The organism is Sphingomonas sp., from assembly GCF_026460985.1.
GTDB lineage: Bacteria > Pseudomonadota > Alphaproteobacteria > Sphingomonadales > Sphingomonadaceae > Sphingomonas.
In genome coordinates this window covers 1-22131 of the sequence record NZ_JAPKNM010000025.1, presented here as the reverse complement: position 1 = coordinate 22131, position 22131 = coordinate 1, and the positions used below count along the sequence as shown (strand labels likewise).

21 protein-coding genes are annotated in these 22131 nt (G+C 67.0%); 8 read left to right on the top strand and 13 right to left on the bottom strand.

All coding sequences use genetic code 11. The features are described from left to right. Positions 1-46 precede the first annotated feature (46 nt). Positions 47-862, bottom strand: a complete 816-nt coding sequence (locus MT490_RS04970) for a TorF family putative porin (protein WP_297384804.1) — start codon at positions 860-862, stop codon at positions 47-49. Positions 863-1027: 165 nt separating this feature from the next. Between MT490_RS04970 and MT490_RS04965 the strand changes: the two genes are divergently transcribed. The 4 genes from MT490_RS04965 (at position 1028) to MT490_RS04950 (ending at position 4230) form a co-directional block, all read left to right on the top strand. After that, entirely contained in the window at positions 1028-1498 is a 471-nt protein-coding gene (locus MT490_RS04965; RefSeq protein ID WP_297384801.1) for an acetyltransferase, read from the top strand. 57 nt (positions 1499-1555) lie between these two features. Next, positions 1556-2089 (top strand): translation initiation factor IF-3, encoded by a 534-nt coding sequence (gene infC, locus MT490_RS04960; RefSeq protein ID WP_297384800.1) that lies wholly within the window; start codon positions 1556-1558, stop codon positions 2087-2089. Next, on the top strand, positions 2086-2952 hold the full coding sequence (locus MT490_RS04955; RefSeq protein ID WP_297384798.1) for a glycoside hydrolase family 16 protein: 867 nt from the start codon (positions 2086-2088) through the stop codon (positions 2950-2952). The genes infC and MT490_RS04955 overlap by 4 nt, the downstream gene beginning before the upstream one ends. Positions 2953-3075: 123 nt before the next feature. After that, a complete protein-coding gene (locus tag MT490_RS04950; protein WP_297384796.1) occupies positions 3076-4230 on the top strand; it encodes a cytochrome c peroxidase in 1155 nt (384 codons plus the stop codon). A gap of 204 nt (positions 4231-4434) precedes the next feature. On the opposite strand, the gene MT490_RS04945 is transcribed toward MT490_RS04950, so the two are convergent. The 9 genes from MT490_RS04945 to MT490_RS04905 all read right to left on the bottom strand — a co-directional run bounded on the left by MT490_RS04945 (position 4435) and on the right by MT490_RS04905 (position 14059). After that, on the bottom strand, positions 4435-5835 hold the full coding sequence (locus MT490_RS04945) for a hypothetical protein (RefSeq protein WP_297384794.1): 1401 nt from the start codon (positions 5833-5835) through the stop codon (positions 4435-4437). A gap of 406 nt (positions 5836-6241) precedes the next feature. Then, positions 6242-6625 carry a VOC family protein gene (locus MT490_RS04940; protein WP_297384793.1) on the bottom strand — a complete coding sequence of 128 codons (384 nt, stop codon included), beginning with the start codon at positions 6623-6625 and terminating at the stop codon, positions 6242-6244. Positions 6626-6639: 14 nt separating this feature from the next. Then, positions 6640-9387: a [protein-PII] uridylyltransferase gene (locus MT490_RS04935; protein WP_297384890.1), complete on the bottom strand. Its 2748-nt coding sequence runs from the start codon at positions 9385-9387 to the stop codon at positions 6640-6642. A 176-nt stretch (positions 9388-9563) separates the two neighbouring features. Further along, positions 9564-10379, bottom strand: coding sequence for a ferredoxin--NADP reductase (locus MT490_RS04930; RefSeq protein ID WP_297384791.1), 816 nt, complete (start codon positions 10377-10379; stop codon positions 9564-9566). A gap of 41 nt (positions 10380-10420) precedes the next feature. Continuing rightward, the gene (locus MT490_RS04925; protein ID WP_297384790.1) at positions 10421-10819 is read right to left on the bottom strand and encodes a hypothetical protein; all 399 of its coding nucleotides are present in this window, start codon (positions 10817-10819) and stop codon (positions 10421-10423) included. Positions 10820-11112: 293 nt separating this feature from the next. After that, entirely contained in the window at positions 11113-11559 is a 447-nt protein-coding gene (locus tag MT490_RS04920) for a DUF1003 domain-containing protein (RefSeq protein ID WP_297384788.1), read from the bottom strand. 229 nt (positions 11560-11788) lie between these two features. Continuing rightward, positions 11789-12355 carry a nucleotide exchange factor GrpE gene (gene grpE / locus MT490_RS04915; protein ID WP_297384786.1) on the bottom strand — a complete coding sequence of 189 codons (567 nt, stop codon included), beginning with the start codon at positions 12353-12355 and terminating at the stop codon, positions 11789-11791. Between the two features lie 19 nt (positions 12356-12374). After that, on the bottom strand, positions 12375-13418 hold the full coding sequence (gene hrcA / locus MT490_RS04910; protein WP_297384783.1) for a heat-inducible transcriptional repressor HrcA: 1044 nt from the start codon (positions 13416-13418) through the stop codon (positions 12375-12377). Between the two features lie 119 nt (positions 13419-13537). Beyond that, positions 13538-14059 carry a DUF6438 domain-containing protein gene (locus tag MT490_RS04905; RefSeq protein WP_297384781.1) on the bottom strand — a complete coding sequence of 174 codons (522 nt, stop codon included), beginning with the start codon at positions 14057-14059 and terminating at the stop codon, positions 13538-13540. Positions 14060-14128: 69 nt separating this feature from the next. Between MT490_RS04905 and rph the strand changes: the two genes are divergently transcribed. Together rph and rdgB are read left to right on the top strand one after the other, a co-directional pair. Then, complete coding sequence (gene rph / locus MT490_RS04900; RefSeq protein WP_297384780.1) at positions 14129-14842, top strand: ribonuclease PH; 714 nt, start codon at positions 14129-14131, stop codon at positions 14840-14842. Then, positions 14839-15468 (top strand): RdgB/HAM1 family non-canonical purine NTP pyrophosphatase, encoded by a 630-nt coding sequence (gene rdgB / locus MT490_RS04895; protein ID WP_297384777.1) that lies wholly within the window; start codon positions 14839-14841, stop codon positions 15466-15468. Before rph ends, rdgB begins: the two co-directional genes overlap by 4 nt. A gap of 297 nt (positions 15469-15765) precedes the next feature. Here rdgB and MT490_RS04890 read toward each other — a convergent pair whose 3' ends face one another. Then, the gene (locus tag MT490_RS04890; protein WP_297384775.1) at positions 15766-18480 is read right to left on the bottom strand and encodes a Tat pathway signal sequence domain protein; all 2715 of its coding nucleotides are present in this window, start codon (positions 18478-18480) and stop codon (positions 15766-15768) included. A gap of 14 nt (positions 18481-18494) precedes the next feature. Next, entirely contained in the window at positions 18495-19103 is a 609-nt protein-coding gene (locus tag MT490_RS04885) for a DUF6250 domain-containing protein (RefSeq protein WP_297384773.1), read from the bottom strand. A 751-nt stretch (positions 19104-19854) separates the two neighbouring features. Between MT490_RS04885 and MT490_RS20345 the strand changes: the two genes are divergently transcribed. Next, a complete protein-coding gene (locus MT490_RS20345; RefSeq protein WP_363321726.1) occupies positions 19855-21111 on the top strand; it encodes a DUF4145 domain-containing protein in 1257 nt (418 codons plus the stop codon). 46 nt (positions 21112-21157) lie between these two features. On the opposite strand, the gene MT490_RS04875 is transcribed toward MT490_RS20345, so the two are convergent. Further along, positions 21158-21712 (bottom strand): recombinase family protein, encoded by a 555-nt coding sequence (locus tag MT490_RS04875; protein ID WP_297384770.1) that lies wholly within the window; start codon positions 21710-21712, stop codon positions 21158-21160. Between the two features lie 106 nt (positions 21713-21818). Here MT490_RS04875 and MT490_RS04870 point away from each other — a divergent pair. Next, positions 21819-22131: IS5 family transposase (locus MT490_RS04870; protein ID WP_297384768.1), on the top strand; the 313-nt coding region annotated here is incomplete at its 3' end.

The window sequence follows — 22131 nt, the reverse complement described above, 5'->3', positions numbered from 1 at the left end:
GGCTCGCACCCACCCCCAGCCCCTCCCTTGCAGGGAGGGGAGCGAGTTAGAACGCGGCGCTCACCGAGAACACCACCTGGCTGCCCGCGATGCTCGACCCGTCCTTGGTCGAGGAGAAATTGGGCAGCAGGTACGCCGACTCGCTCTCGCTGATGTCGGTGTCGGTATAGGCCACGCCGAGCGTCAGCGGCGTGCCGGGGATCGCCAGGTCGGCGCCGAGCATCCAGTCGAGATATTCGCCGGTCGGCGACAGGCTGGTGCCGTTGGGGCCGAGCCCGGGGTTGCCGTTCGAATAGCCGAGATGCGCCTTGAGCGTCACCGGCGTGCCCTTCACGCCCGACGAGAGATCGCCCCAGACATAGAGATTGTCCTCGGACTGGCCGTTGCTCTGGGGCGTCGCCGAGAAATTGCCGAGCGCTTCCTGCTTGGGCGCATAGGCGATGCCGACCAGCCCATTGACCGGGCCGAGCGAGCCGCTCAGCTTGGCATAGGGCTCGGCGAAGTCGGTGTTCTGGAAGCCGCCCGGATACATGTACCAGGTCAGGCCGACATCGAGCGCGGCGCCGTCGCCCAGCGCGAACTTGTACCCCGCATAGAGGTCCAGCTCCATATTGGCGCCGCCGAACGTGCCCCAGCCGGCGAGGTTCGACGCCCAGGTGCCGGCATAGAGGCCGCTCTCGTGGGTGACCGTGAGGCCGCCCTGGACCGCCATTTCCTCGTCGGTCTGCGAGACGCCGCGGAAGCGATAGTCGGAGACCAGCGCGACGCTGCCCGTGACGGTGACCGCCTTGGGCGGCTCTTCCTGCGCGAACGCCGGCGTGGCCGAGCTGAGCAGGATGGCAAGCGCGAAACCATATTTCATTCGGGACTCCCCCTTGGTTCTGGGTGATGGTCCCCTGCGGGCTGGATCAGGCCTGCCTCTCAGCGTGCATGCTCTCGTCCAACGCCCGACCAACTATCCGAGCCGGACGGCCTCGTGTGTAATGAAGTGTTGCTGGCGCATCGCGCTCGGGCGCAAAGGAGGCGCATGGTGGAGATCCGCAAGGGAAGGCCGGACGACGTGCCGCGCGCGTTCGAGATCTGGCGCGCCGCGGTGGACGCGACGCACGGCTTCCTCACGCCCGAGGATCGCGCCGAGATCGACGAGATGGTCGCCCAGGATTTCCTGCCGAACGTCGAGCTCTGGCTGGCGGTGGACGCGACCGATCGGCCGCAGGGCTTCCTGGTGATGGACGGCGAGATGATCGACGCCTTGTTCGTCGATCCCGCGGTGCATGGCCGCGGAATCGGCACGGCATTGCTCGATCACGCGCTGTCGCTCGCCCCCAACGCGACCGTCGATGCCAGCGAGCAGGCGACCAACGCATTGCCCTTTTACGAGGCGCGCGGCTTCGTCCGCACCGGCCGTTCGCCCAGCGATCCGCAGGGCCGGCCCTACCCGCTGGTGCATTTGCGCCATGATGGAACCGGCGCGGCTTCCAAATCTTCGGGTCAGTGACTATATCGCGACGCTAACCACCAACGAGTCCCAGGAGAAACACCTATCCGTCCTCCCATGTCCCGGCGCCCTCTGGCACCTCCGCCGATGAACGGCCCGCGCTTCAATGAATTCATTCAATCGCCCAAGGTGCGGGTGATCGATCAGGATGGCGAGAATCTCGGCGTGATGTACACGCGCGAGGCGATGGAGCAGGCGCGCGAGGTCGGGCTCGACCTCGTCGAAGTGTCGCCCAACGCCGATCCGCCCGTCGCCAAGTTCCTCGACGTCGGCAAGTTCAAGTACGAGGCCCAGAAAAAGGCCAACCAGGCCCGGAAGACCCAGAAGACGCAGGAGATCAAGGAGATCAAGATGCGTCCGAACATCGACGATCATGATTATGATACGAAGATGAAGGCGATCCACAAGTTCATCGGCGAAGGCGACAAGGTGAAGATCACCCTGCGCTTCCGCGGCCGCGAGCTCTCGCACGGCCAACTCGGCATGAACCTGCTCAAGCGCGTGCAGGACGATACGGCGGAAATCGCCAAGATCGAGAGCTATCCGCGCATGGAAGGCCGTCAGATGCTGATGGTGATCTCGCCCAAATGAGGCTGGGGCGAGGGCTGCTCGCGGCCCTCGCCGCCCTTTCGCCGGTCGCCGCCTCCGCGCAGACCGATCCTGCTCCCCCAACCACCGCCGGCACCGACGAGAAGCTCGCGCTTCCGGCGGGCTACAAGCAGGTCTGGGCCGACGAGTTCGATTCGCCCGGCCTGCCCGACCCGAAACATTGGGCGTACGACACCAGCCGCAACAAGGAAGGCTGGTACAACAACGAACTCCAATATTATGCCGCCGCGCGGCCCGAGAACGTCCGGGTCGAGAAGGGCCGCCTGATCCTCGAGGCGCGCAAGGAGCGGCTCGCCGACAAGCTCGATTTCGGCGGTCAGGATTATAGCTCGGGCAAGCTCATCACCCGGGGCCTGGGCGACTGGAAATACGGCTTCATCGAGGTCCGCGCCAAGCTCGCCTGCGGGCGCGGGATCTGGCCGGCGATCTGGATGCTCGCCTCCGACGGCAAGACCGGCTGGCCCGCGATGGGCGAGATCGACATCATGGAGCATGTCGGCTGGGATCCCGGCCGCGTCCACGGCACCGTCCACACCAAGGGCTACAACCATGTCGCCAAGACCCAGAAGGGGTCGAACGTGATGGTGCCCGACGCCTGCACCGCCTTCCACGACTACCAGCTCGACTGGAACGAGGACCGCATCCTGATCGGCGTGGACGGCCGCGCCTATATGCGCTTCGACAACGACCACAAGGGCGATCCCGCCACCTGGCCCTTCGCCAGCCCGCAATATCTGATCCTCAACGTCGCGGTCGGCGGCTGGGGCGGGCAAAAGGGGATCGACCCCGCGGCGTTCCCTTCGCGGATGGAGGTCGATTACGTGCGGGTGTGGCAGAAAAGGTAGGGTCGGCGAGCGCCTGCTATTGGTGCTGGGTTCGACGAGTGGCCGCTACACTTCGGTCTTGAGACGAGATGGCGTGTCAGCGATGAAGCGGCGTTACGATATGCAGCAGGCAAAGGGGTAAAGTTGCGGCTGGAGAGCATAAGGCTGGCCGTGAGCGCCCTGACGCTGGCGTTGGCGGCGTGCGGAGGCGGAAGCACGCAGCCGTCCGCCACTCCCGCGGGCGTTGCGGAGCGCACCACGATCGACTTCGCAAACATCGCCGACTATTCCGCATCGAGGCTTCCAGCCTATTTCGACCGGACGGTGACGGCGCTGGACAACAGCCCGGCTTCCAATCCCATCAATGATCGCGTGGCGACGCTCGGGCGGGTGCTGTTCTACGATCTGCGGCTGAGCACCAATGACAGGGCCTCCTGCGCCTCCTGCCACCAGCAGGCGCTTGGCTTTACCGACTCGATGCGGTTCAGCAACGGGATCAGCGGCGCCGCCACCACCGACTTTCACGCGATGCGGCTCGGCAATCTCCGTTACTGGCGGCCGGGCTCCACCTTTTGGGATCGGCGCGCGGCCAGCGTGGAGGCGCAGGCGAGCCAGCCATTCCACAGCCTGGTCGAGATGGGATGGGGCGGGGCTGCTGGCGGCTTCGACGCCCTGACCCGAAAAATGGCCGCGACGGCCTATTACCCGGATCTGTTCGCCTGGGCGTTCGGCAGCCCCAAGATCGGCGAAGCGCGCATCCAGCAGGCGCTCGCCCAGTTCGTGCGCGCGATGGTCTCGAGCTCGAGCCGGTGGGACACGGGCTATGCGGAGGTCTTCTCCGCCGCTGCGCCGAACCGCGCGCTGAATGCTGACCTGCCGAACTTCACCGCTCAAGAAAATCGCGGCCGACAATTGTTCATGACCGGTGTCGGGGGAGGAGGCGCCGGCTGCTCCTCCTGCCACCTTCCGCCGACCTTCGCCCTGGAGGCGGACGCGCGAAGCAACGGCCTGGACGCCGGCGAGACGCGGCTGTTCAAGGCGCCATCGCTGCGCAGCGTCGGCCTGACCGGGCCGTACATGCACGACGGCCGCTTCGCGACGCTGGCGGAGGTCGTCGATTTCTACGACCATGGCATTCAGGAGGGTCCGGCGCTCGACGATCGCCTGCGGCGGGGGGACAGGCCGCAGCGTCTGAACCTCAGCGCCGCGGATCGCGCCGCGCTGGTCGCCTTCCTGATGACGCTGACCGACTCGGCGTTGACGACCGATGCCCGCTTCAGCGACCCGTTCCGCCGATGAGGAGACTCCCGGCCTAGGCGCGGATCGACATTCAAAATCCTCCCCCGCCAGGGGGAGGTGGCGCCGAAGGCGTCGGAGGGGGAGGTAAGCGACGCGCTCTCCAATGGAGCGCAGTGGCTCCGCCCCCTCCGTCACGCTGCGCGTGCCACCTCCCCCTGGCGGGGGAGGATGGAAAGGCCTCGCTCGTCTGAATGTCGATACGGCCTAGGCGCGGATCGAATACAAGGTCGCGTTGCTGATCGCGTACACCGCGCCATCGGCGCCCACCAGCGTCGGCGTATAGGCCTGACCGAGGCCGGTGTTGAGCCGCACGCCCTGTGACAACGTGTTCGTGCCCAGGTCCCAGCGGTACAGCACGCCATCCTCGTTGTTCGCGAGGACCGACCTGCGCAGCGGATCCGCGGCCATCGTGTTGATGCACCATTCGCGCCGCGCCGTGGCTGAACTTCCGTCCAGCGTGGGCCCGAGGATCGTCAGCACTTCGCGCATCACCTGCACGCCCGGCACGACCGGGTCGGCCTGGCTCGCCTTCGGGTCCAGCACGGCCATCCGGTTGAGTCCGTCGCCCGTACCCACCCCGAAATAATTGTTGTACTTCTGCGCAAGCAGATAGGTCGACGTGCCCGTATAGGACGGCACCATCGAAGCGGGGATCACGCTGGGCGACACATCCCAGCCGAAGCTGCCCGGGACGCCCACCGGATTGAGCAGGGCATCGAACTGCAGCAGCCAGCCGCGCGCATTGTGCGTCGGAAACTGCGATTCCAGCACGCCGTAGAACACGCGACCATCGGGGCCGATCACCGGCGATGCCGTGCCGTCGTCGCTGATGCGCGCGGGGGTGAGCAGGTTCGGGTCCGTCAGCGCGACCCTGGCGCGGGTCGCGAGCGTCGTGCTGTCGAGCGCGAGCAGGAAGCCCGTCTGCGTCGCGCCCGTCGAGCCCCTGTTCACCGCGATGTAGACGGTGCCACCGTCAATCGAGAGGGCGGGCGCGCAATTCATGGCGGGCTTCTGAACTGAAGGATCGCCCGCCGCCGTGGCGGCGCCGACCCAGATGCCCGTGCCGCCGGGCGAGACGCGCGCGATGCCGCTGACCAGCCCCGCGGGGTTCGCGCCCGTCACGACGAAGCCGAAGAAGAGGTTGCCGTTCGCGTCCGCGGTGATCGGGGTGTTGATGAAGACGCTGGCGTCGAATGCGGCGGGATTGGCGTTGTATGTCGCCGCGCCGTAGAAAATCTGCGCTGCGAATGTCCCGTTGGCCGCGTCCGCGTCGGCGCGCATCATCAGCTTGCCGCCAGCACCCGGCGCATAGAGGCGGCCCTGCTGCGTGAGGAGCAGATTGTATGGCGGCAACCAGTTGCGCGGGGGCATGACATAATCGGTGGCCGCCGACCACAAGAGCGCGCCGGTCGCGCCATCGCGGCCTTCGACGCGGTAGCCGCCGGTGGCCATGGTCTTCACCGGAATCACCACGGTGTTGTTCGTCGTCACGACCGGCGAGCCGTAATGGGTAAGCAGCGCACCGGAGGCAGTATATTGCGGCGCGAGGTCGACGGGCGACGACCAGGCGATGCGCCCGAGATCCTGCGACGCGATCGCGCTCACGGCCGTGTGCTGCGCATCGCGGCCATAGCCGAACCATGCGGGCCCCGAAACCGGCGTAGGCGTCGCCGTGGGAGTAGGCGTGGGAGTTGGCGTTGGCGCGGGGGTCGGCGTGGGCGACCCACCGCCGCCACTGCTGCATGCGGCCAACGCGGCGGACGACGACAGCATCGCCAACGCGGTGCGACGCGAAACGAGAGAGGGGGAAAGGGAACCCGGGGGGACAGGATGGTGGCTCATGGCCGCCAGCATAGCCTTTCGTTCGACGAATGCACCGCTTCGTATGCCCTGATGGGCTTCGAGGCTATTTGTCCGCTAACCACCCACTGGCGACGTGAATGAAATGCCGCTTCAAGATCCATAGCGGTCGCGCGACCCTCGCCTTCGGCAATCCAGCCCTACCCCGCGCTCACCCCGCCGGCGGCTCCCACAATTCGATGGGATTCCCCTCGGGGTCATGGATCCGCGCGAAGCGGCCCGTCTCGGGCGTGTCCCATTCCTCCTTGGTGGTGATATCGATCCCCAGCGCGTTGAGCTGCTCGAGCAGCCCGTCGAGGTCGCGCACGCGCAGGTTGAGCATGCAGCTCTTGTCCGCCGCGAAATAATCGGTGCTCGCCTTGAACGGCGCGAACACCACCGGGCCGGGCTCGGGATACCAGAACCACTCGCTCGATTGTCCCAGCTCGTCCTTGCCGCAGCCGCCGCCGACGCCCAGCGTCTCGCGATACCAGGTCGCGAGCCCCTCCGGGTCCTGCGCGCGAAAGAAGAAGCCGCCGATTCCAATTACGGGCATGCATGTCCCCCTTGTCAGGCGGCCTGGGCGATGTCCTGTCCCGCCGCCGCTTCGAGCAGGCGGCGCTCGATCGTCTTCAGCCGCGCCGCGCTCTCGATCTTATCACCGATCAGATCGGTCAGGTAGAAGGTGTCGACCGCGCGCTCGCCATAAGTGGCGACATGCGCCGAGTGGATCGTCACCTTCGACTGGAACAGCGCATAGGCGAGGTGGCAGAGCAAGGCCGGCCGGTCGCGCGCATTGACTTCGATCACGGTGAAGCGGTTCGACGCCTTGTTGTCGATCAGCACGTTGGGCTCGATCGTGAAGGCGTCGGCGCGCAGGCGGGGCAGCGGCTTGGTCTTGAGCCGTTCCTGCAGCTTGGCGCGGTTGGCGAGCGCGTCGGCGATGCTCGTCTTGATCCGGTTGAGCCGCGCCTCCTCGTCGAACGGGCGGCCGAGCGGGTCCTGGACGAGGAAATTGTCGAGCGCCATGCCGTCGCGCGTGGTGTGGATGCGCGCGTCGATGATGTTGCCGCCCGCGACATGGATCGCCCCGGCGATGCGGTAGAACAGCCCCGGATGGTCCGAGGCATAGACCGTCACCAGCGTCGCGCCGCGATCGGGATAGACCTGCGCCTCGATCGAGAGCTGCTTCTCCCCCGCCGCGTCGATCTGCCGCGCGTTGCGCTCGAGCACGTCGAGCGGCTCGGCGATCCAATAGGGTTCGGTCAGCCGCTTCTCGAGCGCCGCCATCCGCGCCTCGCCCCAGCCGAGCACTTCCGCCAGCGCCGCCTGCTTGGCCGCGACGCGCTCGCCGCGCCCCTTCTGCTTGTGGCCGAGCCGCAGCACTTCCTCGGCCGCCTCGAACAGATTGGTGAGCAACTGGCGCTTCCAGCTGTTCCAGACGCCGGGGCCCACCGCGCGGATGTCGACGATCGTCAGCACCAGCAGCATGCGCAGCCGCTCGGGGCTCTGCACCATCTCGGCGAAGTCGAGGATCGTCTTGAAGTCGCTGAGGTCGCGCTTGAACGCGGTCGCCGCCATCAGCAGGTGCCAGCGCACCAGCCACGCCACGGTCTCGGTCTCGGCGGGGCTCAGCCCCAGCCGCGGGCACAGCCGCTCGGCCACTTCGGCGCCGAGCACCGAATGGTCGCCGCCGCGCCCCTTGGCGATGTCGTGGAGCAGCACCGCCACGAACAGCACGCGCCGCGACACCACCTGCTCGAAGATGCCGGTCGCGAGCGGATGGTCTTCCTTGAGGTCGCCCTTCTCGATCTGGTTGAGCAGTCCGATCGCGCGGATCGAATGCTCGTCCACCGTATAATGATGGTACATGTCGAACTGCATCTGCGCGACGACGCGGCCGAAATCGGGCACGAAGCGGCCGAACACGCCGGCCTCGTTCATCCAGCGGAGCACCATTTCGGGCGTGCGCGGCGAAGTCAGCACGTCGAGGAACAGCGCGTTGGCGCGCGGATTCTCGCGGACGTCGTCCACGAGCTTGGCGTCGCGCGCCGCCGCGCGCATCGCGAGGGGGTGGATCTCGAGCCCGTGGAGGTCGGCGAGCTGGAACAGTTCGATCAGCCGGACCGGGTCCTCCTGGAGGAAGCTGTCGCGCGGGATCGCCAGCCGCCCGCGCTCGAGCGTGAAGCCGTTGAGCTTGCGCGGGCTCTTGAACAGCCGCGGGAAGCCGAAGCGGCTGCCCCGCGCCGCGAACTTCTCGTCCAGATGCGCGAGGAACACGCCGGTAAGGTCCCCCACCACCTTCGCCTGGAGGAAGTAGAAATGCATGAAGCGCTCGACCTTCGACTTGCCCGGCCGGTCGGCGTAGCGCATCCGCTCGGCGATCTCGCGCTGGACGTCGAAGGTCAGCCGGTCCTCGGCGCGGCCGGTGAGCAAGTGCAGCTGGCAGCGCACCGCCCAGAGGAAATTCTCGGCGCGGCGGAACTGGCGATATTCGTGCGCGGTGAGCAGCCCCGCCCCGACCAGCTCGGCAGGCTCGCGGACATTGTACGCATATTTGCCGATCCAGAAGAGCGCGTGGAGATCGCGCAACCCGCCCTTGCCCTCCTTGACGTTGGGCTCGACGACATAGCGGCTGTCGCCCATGCGCTTGTGCCGCGCGTCGCGCTCGGCGAGCTTCTCGGTGATGAACGCGCGCGCGGTATCGGCCTGGACCTCGGCCTTGAAGCGCGCCGCGGCCTCGTCATAGAGCGCGGTGTCGCCCCAGACGTAGCGCGCCTCGAGCAAGGCGGTGCGCACGGTCACGTCGGCCTTGGCCTGGCGGACCATGTCGTCGAGCGACCGCGACGAATGGCCGACCTTCAGCTGCATGTCCCACAGCGAATAGAGCATGGATTCGATGACCTGCTCGCACCAGCTGGCGACCTTCCACGGGGTGAGGAAGCCGATATCGATGTCCGAATGCGGCGCCATCTCGCCGCGGCCATAGCCGCCGACCGCGATCAAGGTGAGCCGTTCCGCCGAGGTGGGGTTGTGGTTCGGATGCAGCCGCTGGGTGGTGAAATCCCAGAGCAGGCGGAGCAACTGATCGATCAGGAACGCCCCCGCCGCCGCCATCTCGTGCCCGCGCGAGGGGTGCTCGGCGAGCCGGCGGGCGATCTCCGCCTGTCCCGCGTCGAGCGCCGCCTTGAGCTCGACGGTCGCCGCGCGGCGCAGCGCGGTCGCATCCTTCGCCTCCAGCCCGGCAAGCCGTTCGGCGATCGCCCGCCGGTCGATCAATGCGCGGCGGTGGGGGACGGAATCGAAGCGCGAGGACATGGCGTGGAGATAGGGGAACGGCGTCGCAGATGCCACTGCCTGCGCGGTCTTGGTTGCGACGACTCATTTCCCCGTTAGCCCTGAGCTTGTCGAAGGGCCGTTCTTTTCTTCAGCCGGAGGAAGGACGGTGCTTCGACAAGCTCAGCACGAACGGAAAATTCTAGTGCACCGTCACCTCACCCCACGAACGCCCGCTCGACCACGAAGGTGCCGGGATTGGCGTTCGAGCCTTCGACGAAGCCGTGGCGCTCGAGCATCGCCGAGAAATCGCGGATCATCTCGCTGCTACCGCACAGCATCACCCGGTCGGTCTCCGGGTTGAGTGCGCGATCGCCCGCGACCGGCGGCTGGAACAGCCAGCCATCCTCGATCAGCTGCCCGATCCGGCCGGTGGTGCGGAAGGGCTCGCGCGTGACGGTGGGGATGTAGTGGAACTGGAGCAGCGCCTGGTCCGCGACCAGCGGATCGCCGGCGAGCTGCGCGGTGAGCTCGTCATGATAGGCAAGGTCGCTGACGCGCCGCGTCGAGTGGACGATCACGATCTGGCCGAAGGCATCGTAGATGTCGGGATCGCGTGCGAGGCTGAGGAAGGGCGCGAGCCCCGTGCCCGTCGAGAGCAGGAACAGCCGCCGCCCGGGCAGCAAAGCGTCGGCGACGAGCGTGCCGGTGGGCTTCTTGCCGAGATAGAGCTGGTCGCCCGCGCGGATCGTCTGGAGCCGCGAGGTGAGCGGCCCGTCGGGCACCTTGATCGAGAGGAATTCGAGCTCGTCGGACCAGGTCGGGCTGGCGATCGAATAAGCGCGCATCAGCGGCTTCCCCTCGCCCTCGAGCCCGATCATCACGAACTCGCCCGAACGGAAGCGGAAGCTGGCGGGACGCTCGATCGCGAAGCTGAACAGATGCTCGTTCCAATGCCGCACCCAGCGCACCTGGCAAGTCTGGAAGGCGGCATGCTCGGGGAGCAGCTGCGGCGGGCGGGCGTGCATGTTCATCGAAAAGTCCTGAAAGTCCTGGTTGATGCGTAGAATGCGGCTCAGGCCGCCATGAACTGCGCGATGCGCCCAGCGGCGAACTGGAGCGAGCGCTGCGCGTCGGGCCTTACCAGCGCTTCGGCGATTCGCGCGACAAGCTTTTCTTCACCGCGCGCAGCCGCAGCATGGAGCGCGAGCAGCAGCGCCTCGTCGTCGCTCACGCGGCCGCAGGCGACTGCGCCGAACTGGAGCTGCGCCTGCCCTTCGCGATCGAGCAGCATCATCGCGATGTTGAAATCGGGCAGCATCCCCGAGAGCCGCCGCGACGCGAACGTCGGGCCGATCGCCGCGCAGGGGCAGCGCCCGCCACGCATCGCATCGACCCATTGGCGCATCGCCCAGACGAGCAATGCGTCCGAAGCGGCAAGGTCCGACACCGTTCGATCGAGATACTGGTACACGATACCCCCGCTTGCGGCCGGCCCGATAGCGAGCCGATTCGGCCTCTAGCGTTTAATGCGAATGATCCGCAATAGCGAATGTGCCGACCTTCGACTAACAACACGCCCCTCCCTGCTTGCAGGGAGGGGTTGGGGTGGGTGCGCGCGTCTGCGCGCCCAAAAGACTCATCGCCCAGCAAAAAGCATCGGACGAGGCATCGAGCCTCGCCCGACGCTAAACCCACCCCTGGCCCCTCCCTTGCAGGGAGGGGAAAAGTAGGAGGCTAAATGCCAGCCCGGCCTCTCTTTCTTCGTCACCCCCGCCCCATCGGCTGCGCCGCCAGCCGCGCTACCTCCTCCCGCAGCGCGTCGATCTTGTCGTGCAGTGCCTCGATCTGCGCCTCGGCGCGCTGGTTGGTCTCATAGTCGAGCCGCGCTTCGAACCGATCCTTTGCCGCCTGGCGGTTCTGGCTCATCATGATCACCGGCGCCTGCAGCGCGGCGAGCATCGACAGCATCAAATTGAGGAAGATGAAGGGAAAGGGATCGAAGGCGTGCGCGGCGAGGACCACGGTGTTGAGGATCGCCCAACCACCGAGGAAGACGCCGAACCCGATGATGAAGCCCCAGGAGCCGCCCACGGCGGCGACGCGGTCGGCGAGCTTCTGCCCGAAGGTCAGCCGCTCGTCGAACAGCGCATGGGCATCGCGCCCGCCGCCGATGCGGCGCAGGTCTGCGAGGAAACGGATGGCTGCGTTCATGATACACCTCACTGCCGACCGGCCGCCCGGGGCCGGCGCGAGGTGACGGATCAGCTCAGCGCGACGGCCTCGGACGGCTCGGTCGATCGACTATGATCGTTGCTGGACATGACCCTTCTCGAGGACCGTTGCGGAAAAAGGCGCGCGGCTGCGTGCCCGGGCGCGAAGTGGCGATCGCGCCGGGCAAGGTCAAATGAAAAAAGCGTCATGAAAGCCGCTTGGGGCGGGCTCAGTCGGGCTTCTTGGCGACGCCGACCAATGCGGGGCGCAGCAGCCGGTCCTTGATCATATAGCCGGTCTGGATCTCCTGGACGATCGTGCCCGGCTCGGCATCGGCGCTGGGCAGCTCCATCATCGCCTGGTGGCGATTGGGGTCGAGCGGCTCGCCGATCGCGACGATCTTCGAGATGCCGTGGCGTGCGAACACCGAATCGATCTCGCGGCCCGTCGCCTCGAGCCCGGTGACGAGGCCCTTGAGCTTGTCGTCCTCGCGCAGCTCGGCCGGGATCGCCGCCAGCGCGCGGGCGAGATTGTCGGCAACCGACAATATGTCGCGCGCGAAGCCCGTCGCGGCATAAGCGCGGGCGTCCTGCACTTCCTTCTCGGCGCGGCGGCGGACATTCTGCGTCTCGGCCTGCGCATAGAGCACCGCGGCCTGCGCCTCGGCGAGCTGCGCCTCCAGCTCGGCGGCGCGATCGTGCTCGGCCACCTCAGGCGCGCCCTCGGCGGTTTCCTCGCGAAGGTTGGTCTCCGCGTCCTGCACGTCCGCGCTCATCTTCTCGTTCTCGTTCGACATGATTTCCTGTTTCGATTTTTCAGGCCAGCAACCGGGCCAAAGTGGCCGCCGTGAAATCCACCATGGGCACGACGCGCGCATAGTTCAACCGCGTCGGGCCGATCACGCCCACCACGCCGACCACGCGCCCGTCGAGCGCGCGCACCGGCTTGGCGATCACCGACGAGCCGGACAACGCAAAGAGCTTGTTCTCCGATCCGATGAAAATGCGCGTTGCCTCGCCTTCGCGCGCGCTGTCGAGCAGCCGGGCGATCTCCTCCTTGCCTTCGAGCTCGTCGAGCAACTGGCGGACGCGGTCGAGATCCTCGGTCGCGGCGGTGTCGATCAGCCGCGCCTGGCCGCGCACGATCAGCACCGGGCGACGGCCGCCATCCTCGCTCCACACCGCGAGCCCGCGCTCGACCAAAGCCGCGGCGGCGCTGTCGAGCGCCGCGCGCTGCTGGCTGAGGTCGCGCTCGATCCGCGCCCGCGCCTCGGCGAGCGTCAGCCCGGCGAGCATCGCGCTCATGTAGTTCGCCGCCTGCTGGAGCGAGACCGGGTCGATCCCGCCGGGCAGTTCGACCACGCGATTCTCGACCGAGCCGTCCTCCCCCACCAGCACCGCGAGCGCGCGATCACGGCTCAAGGGCACGAAGCCGAACTGGCGCAGCACCGGCTCGGCCTTGGGCACCAGCACCAGCCCGGCGCAGGCGGAGAGGCCCGAGAGCGCGGCGGTGGTGCTGGCGAGCGCTTCCTCGACCGGACCCGCCTGCCCCGCGCGCGCCTCGATCGCGGCACGCTCCTCGGCGGAGGGCGCGCTCGCTTGCATCATCCCGTCGACGAAGAGGCGCAGCCCGGTCTCGGTGGGCATGCGCCCCGCGCTGGTATGCGGCGCGGCGAGCAGCCCGGCCTCCTCGAGATCCTGCATGACGTTGCGGATCGAGGCAGGCGAGAGGTTGAGCGCCGATATCTTCGAGATGGTGCGCGATCCCACCGGCGCGCCGCTGTCGAGATAGGATTCGACGACGATCCGGAACACGTCGCGCGCGCGATCGGTGAGTTCGTGGATCGGGGGGGTGGTCATGGGATCCTATGTAGCGTGCTGGCTCGTTGCGCCAACCGTCATCCCGGCGAAAGCCGGGACCTCAGGCGGCGAGCGAACGGCCTGTTGCACGAGATCCCGGCGTTCGCCGGAATGACGAATCACGGCCGCTCCCCAATCAACGCGTGCACCGGCAGCAGCTCCACCGCCCCACCCAGCGCTTCCGCCACCGCCTCGTTGCCGCGACGGCAGCCGAGGTAGAAATACAGCCCCTGGCTGTCGCCGATTGCGCGCGACCAGCGTATGTCGATGCTCGGCATGTCGGTCGGCGCGCTCGGGCAGTTGGGCTCGCCGTGCGAATAGCGCACGTCCCCGCTCGCCGGGCGGTACGGCGCGAGCCGCGCGGCGAAGGCGTCATATTCGGCGCGGCTCAGCGTGAAGCTGCGCGCGCCGCTCACCGCGGTGAAGCGCTTGCCCTCGAACGTGCCCGTGCCGTCGGGCCGCACCGTCACCGCATAGACCGGGCAGCGGCCGAAGCAGGGGCCGGTCTCGTAGGTTATCGAATCGCCTTCGATCGGCATCGGGCCCTGCGGCGGGCGCCCCGCCGGGATGCACCCCGCCAGCGCCAGTGCGGCCACGCTCAATCCCACCCACTGCTTCATCGCGCCCCTCCAACGGATCATGCGCCGACACTGGCGCGTTCGCCGTCGACCGTCTACTTGGCGCGACCGACTTTTCAGGAGAATGAACCGATGCGCCCATCCGGCCGCGCCCCCGACGAGATGCGCAGCATCACCATCGAGCCCAATTTCACCCGCCACGCGGAGGGATCGGTGCTGATCGGCTTCGGCGACACGCGCGTGCTGGTGACCGCGAGCATCGAGGAGCGGATCCCGCCCTGGCTGCGCGGCAAGGGCGAGGGCTGGGTCACCGCCGAATATGGCATGCTCCCCCGCGCCACCCACACCCGCGGTCAGCGCGAGGCGGCCAAGGGCAAGCAATCGGGCCGTACCCAGGAGATCCAGCGACTGATCGGGCGTTCCTTGCGCGCGGTGACCGATCTCAAGCTGCTCGGCGAGCGCCAGATCACGCTCGATTGCGACGTGCTCCAGGCCGATGGCGGCACGCGCACCGCGGCGATCTCGGGCGCCTGGGTGGCGCTGCGCATCGCGACCAACAAGCTGCTCACCGCCGGATTGCTCGAGAAGGACCCGATCCTCACCCAGGTCGCCGCGGTCAGCGCCGGCATCTATCAGGGCAATCCGGTGCTCGACCTCGACTATGACGAAGACTCGGCCGCCGATGCCGACGCCAACTTCGTGCTGCTCGCCGACGGCAAGATCGCCGAGGCGCAGGCGACCGCCGAGGGCGCGTGTTACGACGAGGAAGGCCTGCTCCGCCTGCTCCGCCTCGCGCGGATCGGGTGCAACCAGATCTTCGCCGCGCAGTTGAAGGCCGTACAATGAGCGGCGAAGGCGACACCCCCCAGGCGATCCGCAAGCTTGCACCCGGCAAGCTGGTGATCGCCAGCCACAACGCCGGCAAGGTGCGCGAGATCAGGGCGCTGCTCGGGCCGTACGGCATCGAGCCGGTGTCGGCGGCCGATCTCGACTTGCCCGAGCCCGACGAGACGGGGACGACCTTCGTCGCCAATGCCGAATTGAAGGCGCTGCAGGCGGCGGACCTGTCCGGCCTGCCCGCGCTGGCCGACGACAGCGGGCTGTGCGTCGAGGCTTTGGGCGGCGAGCCGGGCATCTTCTCGGCGCGCTGGGCGGGCGAGACCAAGGACTTCCGCGTCGCGATGCAGCGGGTCGAGGATCGCCTCGCAGCCCTCCCGCCCGAGACCGGCCGCGACGCGCATTTCGTCTGCGCGCTCGCGCTCGCCTGGCCCGACGGCCATGTCGAGTGGTTCGAGGGCCGCGCCGACGGCGTGCTGACCTGGCCCCCGCGCGGCGACAAGGGGTTCGGCTACGACCCGGTGTTCGTGCCCAACGGCCACGCGGTGACCTATGGCGAGATGGAGCCCGAGGCCAAGCACGCGATGAGCCACCGCGCCGATGCGTTCCGGCAATTGGTGGCGGCGGTTTTCTAAACACCCATACCGTCACCCCGGCCGAAGTGCCGGGGTCCACTTTGCGGATGGGTGAGAAGCTGGAGCCTCCAGCCCTACCGTTGCGGCACGGTGGACCCCGGCACTTCGGCCGGGGTGACGACTAGGTTGTATCGACATTCAAATTCCCCCTCCCTGCAAGGGAGGGGTTAGGGGTGGGTTGGCACCGGCCGGGGCTCGATGCCCCGGCCGGTGCCTTTTGCGGCACGATTGGCGAGTCTTTTGAGCGCGCAGACGCGCGCACCCACCCCCTACCCCTCCCTTTCAGGGAGGGGAGCTTTACGGCCGATAACTCGGTCCCTGCTCCGGGTTCGCCTGATCCGCCCGCGGCGCGCGCGTGGGCACCGGCACCGTGTCGAGCGCCTCGGGCACCAGCGCCAGCGTCTGGATCGCGGCGAGGCCCCATTGCGACGCGCCGTTGGTCGATACGCCGGGCCATTCGACCACCCCGCCGGGCAGCTTGACGCGCGGGTCCCTGGCCATGCGCTGCCCCGCCTCGCCCGAATAGAATTCCTCCGCCGCGCGGGCGGCGAGCGCCGCATCACCGGTCGCCTTCGCGACATAGGCAGTGAGCCGCGAATGGCCCTGCCTCAGGTTGCGCCCGCCATAGGGCCGGTCGAACTTCGCCGCCCATTCGGCGCGCGGCGCATTGAACCAGCGGCAATAATCGAGCCAGGCCGCACGGAAGCGCGGCATGTCGATCAGCTGGATCAGCTCGGCCTGGATCTCGACCGCGCCGAACACCGCGTTGAGGTGCGAGATGCCGATAGTGTCGCGGGTCAGGAAGCGCCCGCTCTTCAAGTCATAGGGCGCGCCGCCGGTCAGCCAGCCGTTCGGCATGCGGCCGATGCTGTCCATCCCCGCGGCGATGCGGTCGCGCCAGCGCGTGTCGCCCGTCCGCTCCCATTCGGTGAGCCAGGCGCCCGCGCACACCGCCCAGGTGGTGCCGAACGCCATCTGGATCACGCCCTCGGGCAATTGCTCCTTGGGCGCGCCGGTCTTGCGCCCGATCTCGACATGCTGGAGCGTCTGCTCGGAGGTCACCAGCGCGCGCATCAGGTCGCCGACGCGCTCGTCGGCGGTGAGATAATAGAAGATGCGCCGGTACGCCGCGTTGCTGACGCGCGGCTGCTTCGAGCTGTCACTCCAATGCTGGACGCCGTGGCGCGTGCCCAGCCCGGCGAAGCGGCCCATATGATAGACGTCGACCTCACCGGTATGGCGCGTCATCGCCTCGGCGAGCCGCCAGGTCCTGGCGTCGCCCGAGCGCAGCGCGGTGTACCAAAGCCAGAGATCGGGCGAGAGCTCGCTGTTCGCCCAGGCGAAGCCGCCGATGTCGTACTTCCACTGATGCCGGTCGCTGTCATAGCTGTGCATCACGTCGCCATGGTCCCAGAAGCCGTACCAGCTCCGCCGATCGACCTCGCCTGCATAGAAATCGACCAGATTGGCGAGCTGGTCCTCGATCAGCGCGCGCTGCGGCGTCGAGCGGTCGGGCAGCCCCCAATCGCCGAACACCCCCGCGGCATGGAGGTGCGCGGGCTCGGCCATCAGCTGGGGCGGCGTCGCCGCGGCGCGAGCGAGCGCCTGGAGCCGCGGGGTCTCGGGCGTCGCGTCGAACGCCCAGAGCATCAGCTCGCTGGTCCGCGCTATCCCTTTTGGATCGTCCCAGCCGGGCTCGTAATCCTCATAGGTGATATCGAGCCCCTGGTTCTGCGCGGCGAAGCTCTCCATCCCCATCGTGCCGTGATAGGGGCGCAGATCCATCGGCTTCGCATCCGGCGACCAGAGCCAGGCGGTCAGGCTGGCGGTGTCCGAGGCGGCATCCCGGATGTCGATCTGGGTCGGGTGGCGCTGCCAGAAATAGCGCGCCGCGATCGCCGCACCGCCCTCAGGCGAGCCGACATAGCCGAAGCCGGGCGCGCGGTGGCCCTCGTCGGCGTCGATCCAGCCATGGCCCTCGCCGGTGCGCTTGGTGAGCGTGAAGCCGTTGGCGTTGAGCTGGGAGAGGCTGAAGTCGTTCCAGGCCGGAATACGCTCGAGCAGCTTGCCCACCGGATCGCGCATTTCCGCCGGGACCGCCCGCCCGGCGATCTGCGCGTCGCGCACCGCCTTGCCCGGATCGCGCCGCAGCCCGGTGAGCGGGCGTACCGCCTCGACGAACATCGCGTCGTCGGCGGTGGCGAGGCGGACATGGCGATCGTGCAGCGCGCCACGCATCGGCACGTCGGTGGCGATGCCGAGCGCCGAGACATGGTCGGTCGCCTCGATATCGAGCACGAAGCTGTGCACCACGCGCAGCGCCTCCGACCCCGCATAGGCATAGAGCCGCACCACGAACGGCAGCACCGATCGCCCGCCGCCGACATGATGCCCCTCGAGCCGAACCACCGCGCGCACCGGCCCCTTCTGCTCGACCACCGCGCGCTCGATCGTCCCGGTCAGCGCGATACGCTCGCCTTCGGGCGAACCGGCGCGGATCTCGCCGAGCAGCCGGGCATTGGCGAGCAGCACACGCTCGCCGTTCCTCGCCGAGCGGATCGCCGCCGGACCGGACTTCGCGATTTCCCATTCGAGCGTGCCCGAGCGGACGAAGATCGCTTCGGCGGTCTCGCGCACCGACACCGGTGCCGCAGGCAATGCGGGACGGCCGTTGGCGACGACGAGCTTCTCGCCGGTCACACCGGGCGGCACCGCGTGCGCAGTCCATTTGACCGAGCCGTCGGGCCAGTACGCCGTCGGCCAGCTCTGCGAGGGCACCGCCTCGCCGCCCGCGCCGCGCACCGTCAGCGCCTGTCCCTTGGAGAGGGCGCCGCGCACCCAGGCGACCCCGAAGGTCTGGCCGTTGTGCAATTCGGGCGCGGCGCCGTCGATCCAGCGAACCGGCGCCTCGACGCTCCGTCCCCTCCGCGATTGCGCCAATGCTGGCCCGGCCCCTGCGACCGCCGCCGACAGGATCGTGCCGTGTATCATCGTCCGTCGCGTCAGGCGCATGTCTCTCTCCCCGCTCATGGCTTGCCGATGCGCAGGTTGCGGATGCGCAAATGGCTCTTGGTGGTGCGCAGCGCGAACCAGCCGCGCGCATAGGGCTGGGCGTCGTCGAGCGCGAATATCCGCCGCCCATCGCGCTCCACGACGATGCGACGCCCGTCGGCGATCAGCCGCACGCGCGTCCAGCGATTGGGAACGAGCAAATCCTCCGCGCCGGCCAGGTCGTGCTCGGGCAGCAGCGGCCGGTTGCCGGGCATGCCGACATAGCGGCGGAAGCGCGTCGTCGTGTTCCGGTTGCCGCCGATGCCGACATAATAGGTCCGAAGGTCGTCATATTCGGCGAAGGCGCCTGAACGGCCTTTCGCGAACACCGAACCGTCGGGCGCCGCGGCATCGCTCGCCATCCAGAAGGCGTTGAGGTCGCTCACCGCATCGTTGGCGCCGCCCTCGGCCACCGCCATCGCCTCGAATTCGATCGCCACCGGCCCGGCGAGCGGCGTCCGGTACCAAAGCGACAGGCCCGCAGGCGTATCGATGTCGATCCCCTCCCCGAACGTCACCCGCGCAGGCTGCTCGGCCTCGATTCGCCATTCGGATGCGGTCGGGGATAGCTGTCGGGAACCCATGGTACCCACCGCGCAGCCGGAGAGGAGCAGGCACCCCGCAGCCATGACGGCTCGGGCGCGGGTGATTCCCTGCCAAGGCCGTAGCATCTGCGCTTCCTCCTCCAATGGCGGTCCCGCCGCGAGCGCCGTTCTTCGGCATGCCCGGCGGCAAAATAGCCACGTCCGGGAGGATTGGAAGCGAATTCACGACATGTGGCATCAATGCTCATATTGTGGGACATTCACTATAGCCCCTCCCCTTCAGGGGAGGGGCTAGTGAAGAGCCACGCGTGTACCCCGCCCCACGCAGCGCCACTGGCAATGTAGGATTTGTTCTGCTTACGTTCACTCCATGAACGCCCCGCAGAGCCCCCACCCCGCCACGCTCGGTTCGCGCTCCCGTGCGCGCGTATGCACCGGTAAAGTTCGTCAACCGGCAAACCATCCGAAATGCCCGGAAACGGCGCAAATCCGCCATTCCCGGATCCAACCAAATGGTTGGAACGGCGGAAACCGCTCTCCCGGCCCCAACCGGATGGTTGGGGATCGGCGGGAAGCGTCGATTTCATGCGATGGTGGACAGGGCTGGAGAGTCACGCCCGCCCATCATGACGTTGATTTTGTTAGGTTCTTTTTGCCCGGTTGATGAGCGTTCCGTACCAAGCGCCCGTACCTACGGCAAGCCTCCAAACTACAAACGCTCATTGGTCTGCGAGCCGACCAACTCCTAGTGCTTCTTCCAACCAACGCGTTCTTCTCGTAGCGATGGTCCATGTCTAAGCCATGCCCGATTTGTCGTGAGCCCTCCGAGCAGGGTGGCGGTGGCGACTACCGGCAAGTGCGCTGCCCGCGTTGTGGGCCCTACGTCATAACCTTAACGGCCCGAGCTATGCTTGGCGCTCGCATTGAGGACGATCCTGCCGTCGTCGCCCGGTTGAGCTATGCCGTGCGACATCGGACATCCGAAGGTGATTGGCTCAACGTCAACAGCAGCAACTTGGACGACCTGATCGGCACGCGGCTGCCAACGCTAGCAGTACAGGTGATCAATCTTTTGAACTGGATGGCGGAGATCCTAGACGATGACCGCCTTGGGTCCGTGCGCGCGCCTCCATTCAATGATCTCTCGGCAGTTGTCGGCGCCAAGAACGGGCAGCGGGTGGCAGAGCTGGTGGAGCACGCGATTAGCGACGGGCTAATCAAAATGACGAACGATGGCGGTTGGGGGATCACGCCAAGAGGTTGGGCACGTCTCGATGAGCCGGAGCCCGCCCCAGCCAGACAGCCGGCCCCTCCTTCTCCTACAACTGATCGCCCAGAGATCGTGTTAGGCGAATGTCCAGTATGTGGCCCTAGGAGGCGAGCCGAGGTCGTAGCGAGCCATACGGAGCGCGATCCGCCAGATGACGACGTCTACGAAACAACTACATTGAGCGTGTTAAAATGTGGCGGATGCGGCTCTCTGTACGCTCGACGCGAAGTAACCTTTTCCGAGGATCAAGAGCAGGAGCAGAACCCAAGGACTGGTGAATGGGAAACGGTATCGAGACCAACGACCACCTACTGGCCGCCGTATGCGCGGCGCTCCCGGCCACCTTGGTTTCCTGAACTGACGGATGAGACGATACGTCGTCTTCTTGATGAGACGTATACGGCTTTGAATGAAAATCTATTCACGGTCGCCGGGATGGGAGTTCGGGCCGTGCTAGATCGCGCATTTGAGCTGGCCGGTGCCGATCCAGGCGGAAGATTCGATGAGAAATTGAACTCGCTTCGCGACGACGGCGTCATTGGCGCGGACGAACATGCAACTTTCGTAGTGCTCACCGATGCGGGCAGCGCTGCTGTGCATCGGGGTTGGAGGCCGGAGCCGGAGCAGCTTGAGACCATCTTAGTCGCCGCTGAGGATTTCCTAAATCGAGTTGCCGTGATGCCTTCGAAAATCGAGACGCTTCGCCAAGCGGTTCCTCCTCGTCCCTCTCGGCCTCGAAGGAGGGGTCGAGGGGACGCGCGCGGAACAGATGAGTAAGAAGGGGAGCTAAAAAAAGCAGGCCATGGCAAGCCCACGTAGGCAGCTACGCGGCGCGTTCAAGGGCCCTGTAGACACTCCCTCGACCGATCTTGAGCTGGCGCGCGATGTCGGCGGGCCGGAGTCCCTCGGCTTTGAGGCGGCGAACCTCGTCGACAGGGACGGTGGGCTTGCGACCCTTATAGACACCTGCATCCTTCGCCTTCGCGATGCCTTCCATTTGGCGTTCCCGTCGAATGGCTGTTTCGAACTGCGCGAAGACTGCGAGCATTTGAAGGAACGCTACCCCTGCCGGCGTGGAGGTATCGATGGGCTGCTCGGTCGCCCGCAGGAACGCCCCACGCTCCTTCAGGATTCCGACGATAGCCTCAAGGTCCGCGACGGAGCGAGCTAGCCGGTCGATCCGGGTGATCATGAGAGTGTCGCCGGAGCGAATGAAGTCGAGCAGCGTCTCCAGTTCGCGACGACCGTCAGTGGTGGCTCCGCTCTTCTGCTCGCTACGGACGATGTCGCAGCCTGCTCCGTAGAGCGCCTTCTCTTGTATGGAGCAGTCTTGGTCCTCGGTGCTGACGCGGGCGTAACCGTAGATTTTGGTCGTCATCGCTGTGTCCCAATAGGTTCTAGGACGTGTTGACAAAGAGGATTCCCAAATCGCGTAGGCTCTGATTCAAGGTAGCTTTTGGGAGGCTGTCTTGATCCGGGGTTTGATGAGCGACGAGGAATGGGCGTGTCTTGAGCCGTTCGTGATTGAGCGCGGGGCGCGCAGCGGGCGGCGCCCGAGAGATCACCGCCTTGTCCTGGATGGGATTTTCTGGATCGCACGGACGGGCGTTGCCTGGCGCGACCTGCACGAGCATTTTGGCAAATGGTCATCGGTTTACCGCCAGTTCCGGCGCTGGACGCTGTCGGGCTTGTGGGAGTTGCTGCTCGAAGCCCTCAACGAAAGCGGGGGCGGCAACCCCAGCCTGCAAATGATCGACAGCACAATAATCCGGGCGCACCATTGTTCAGCCGGCGCTA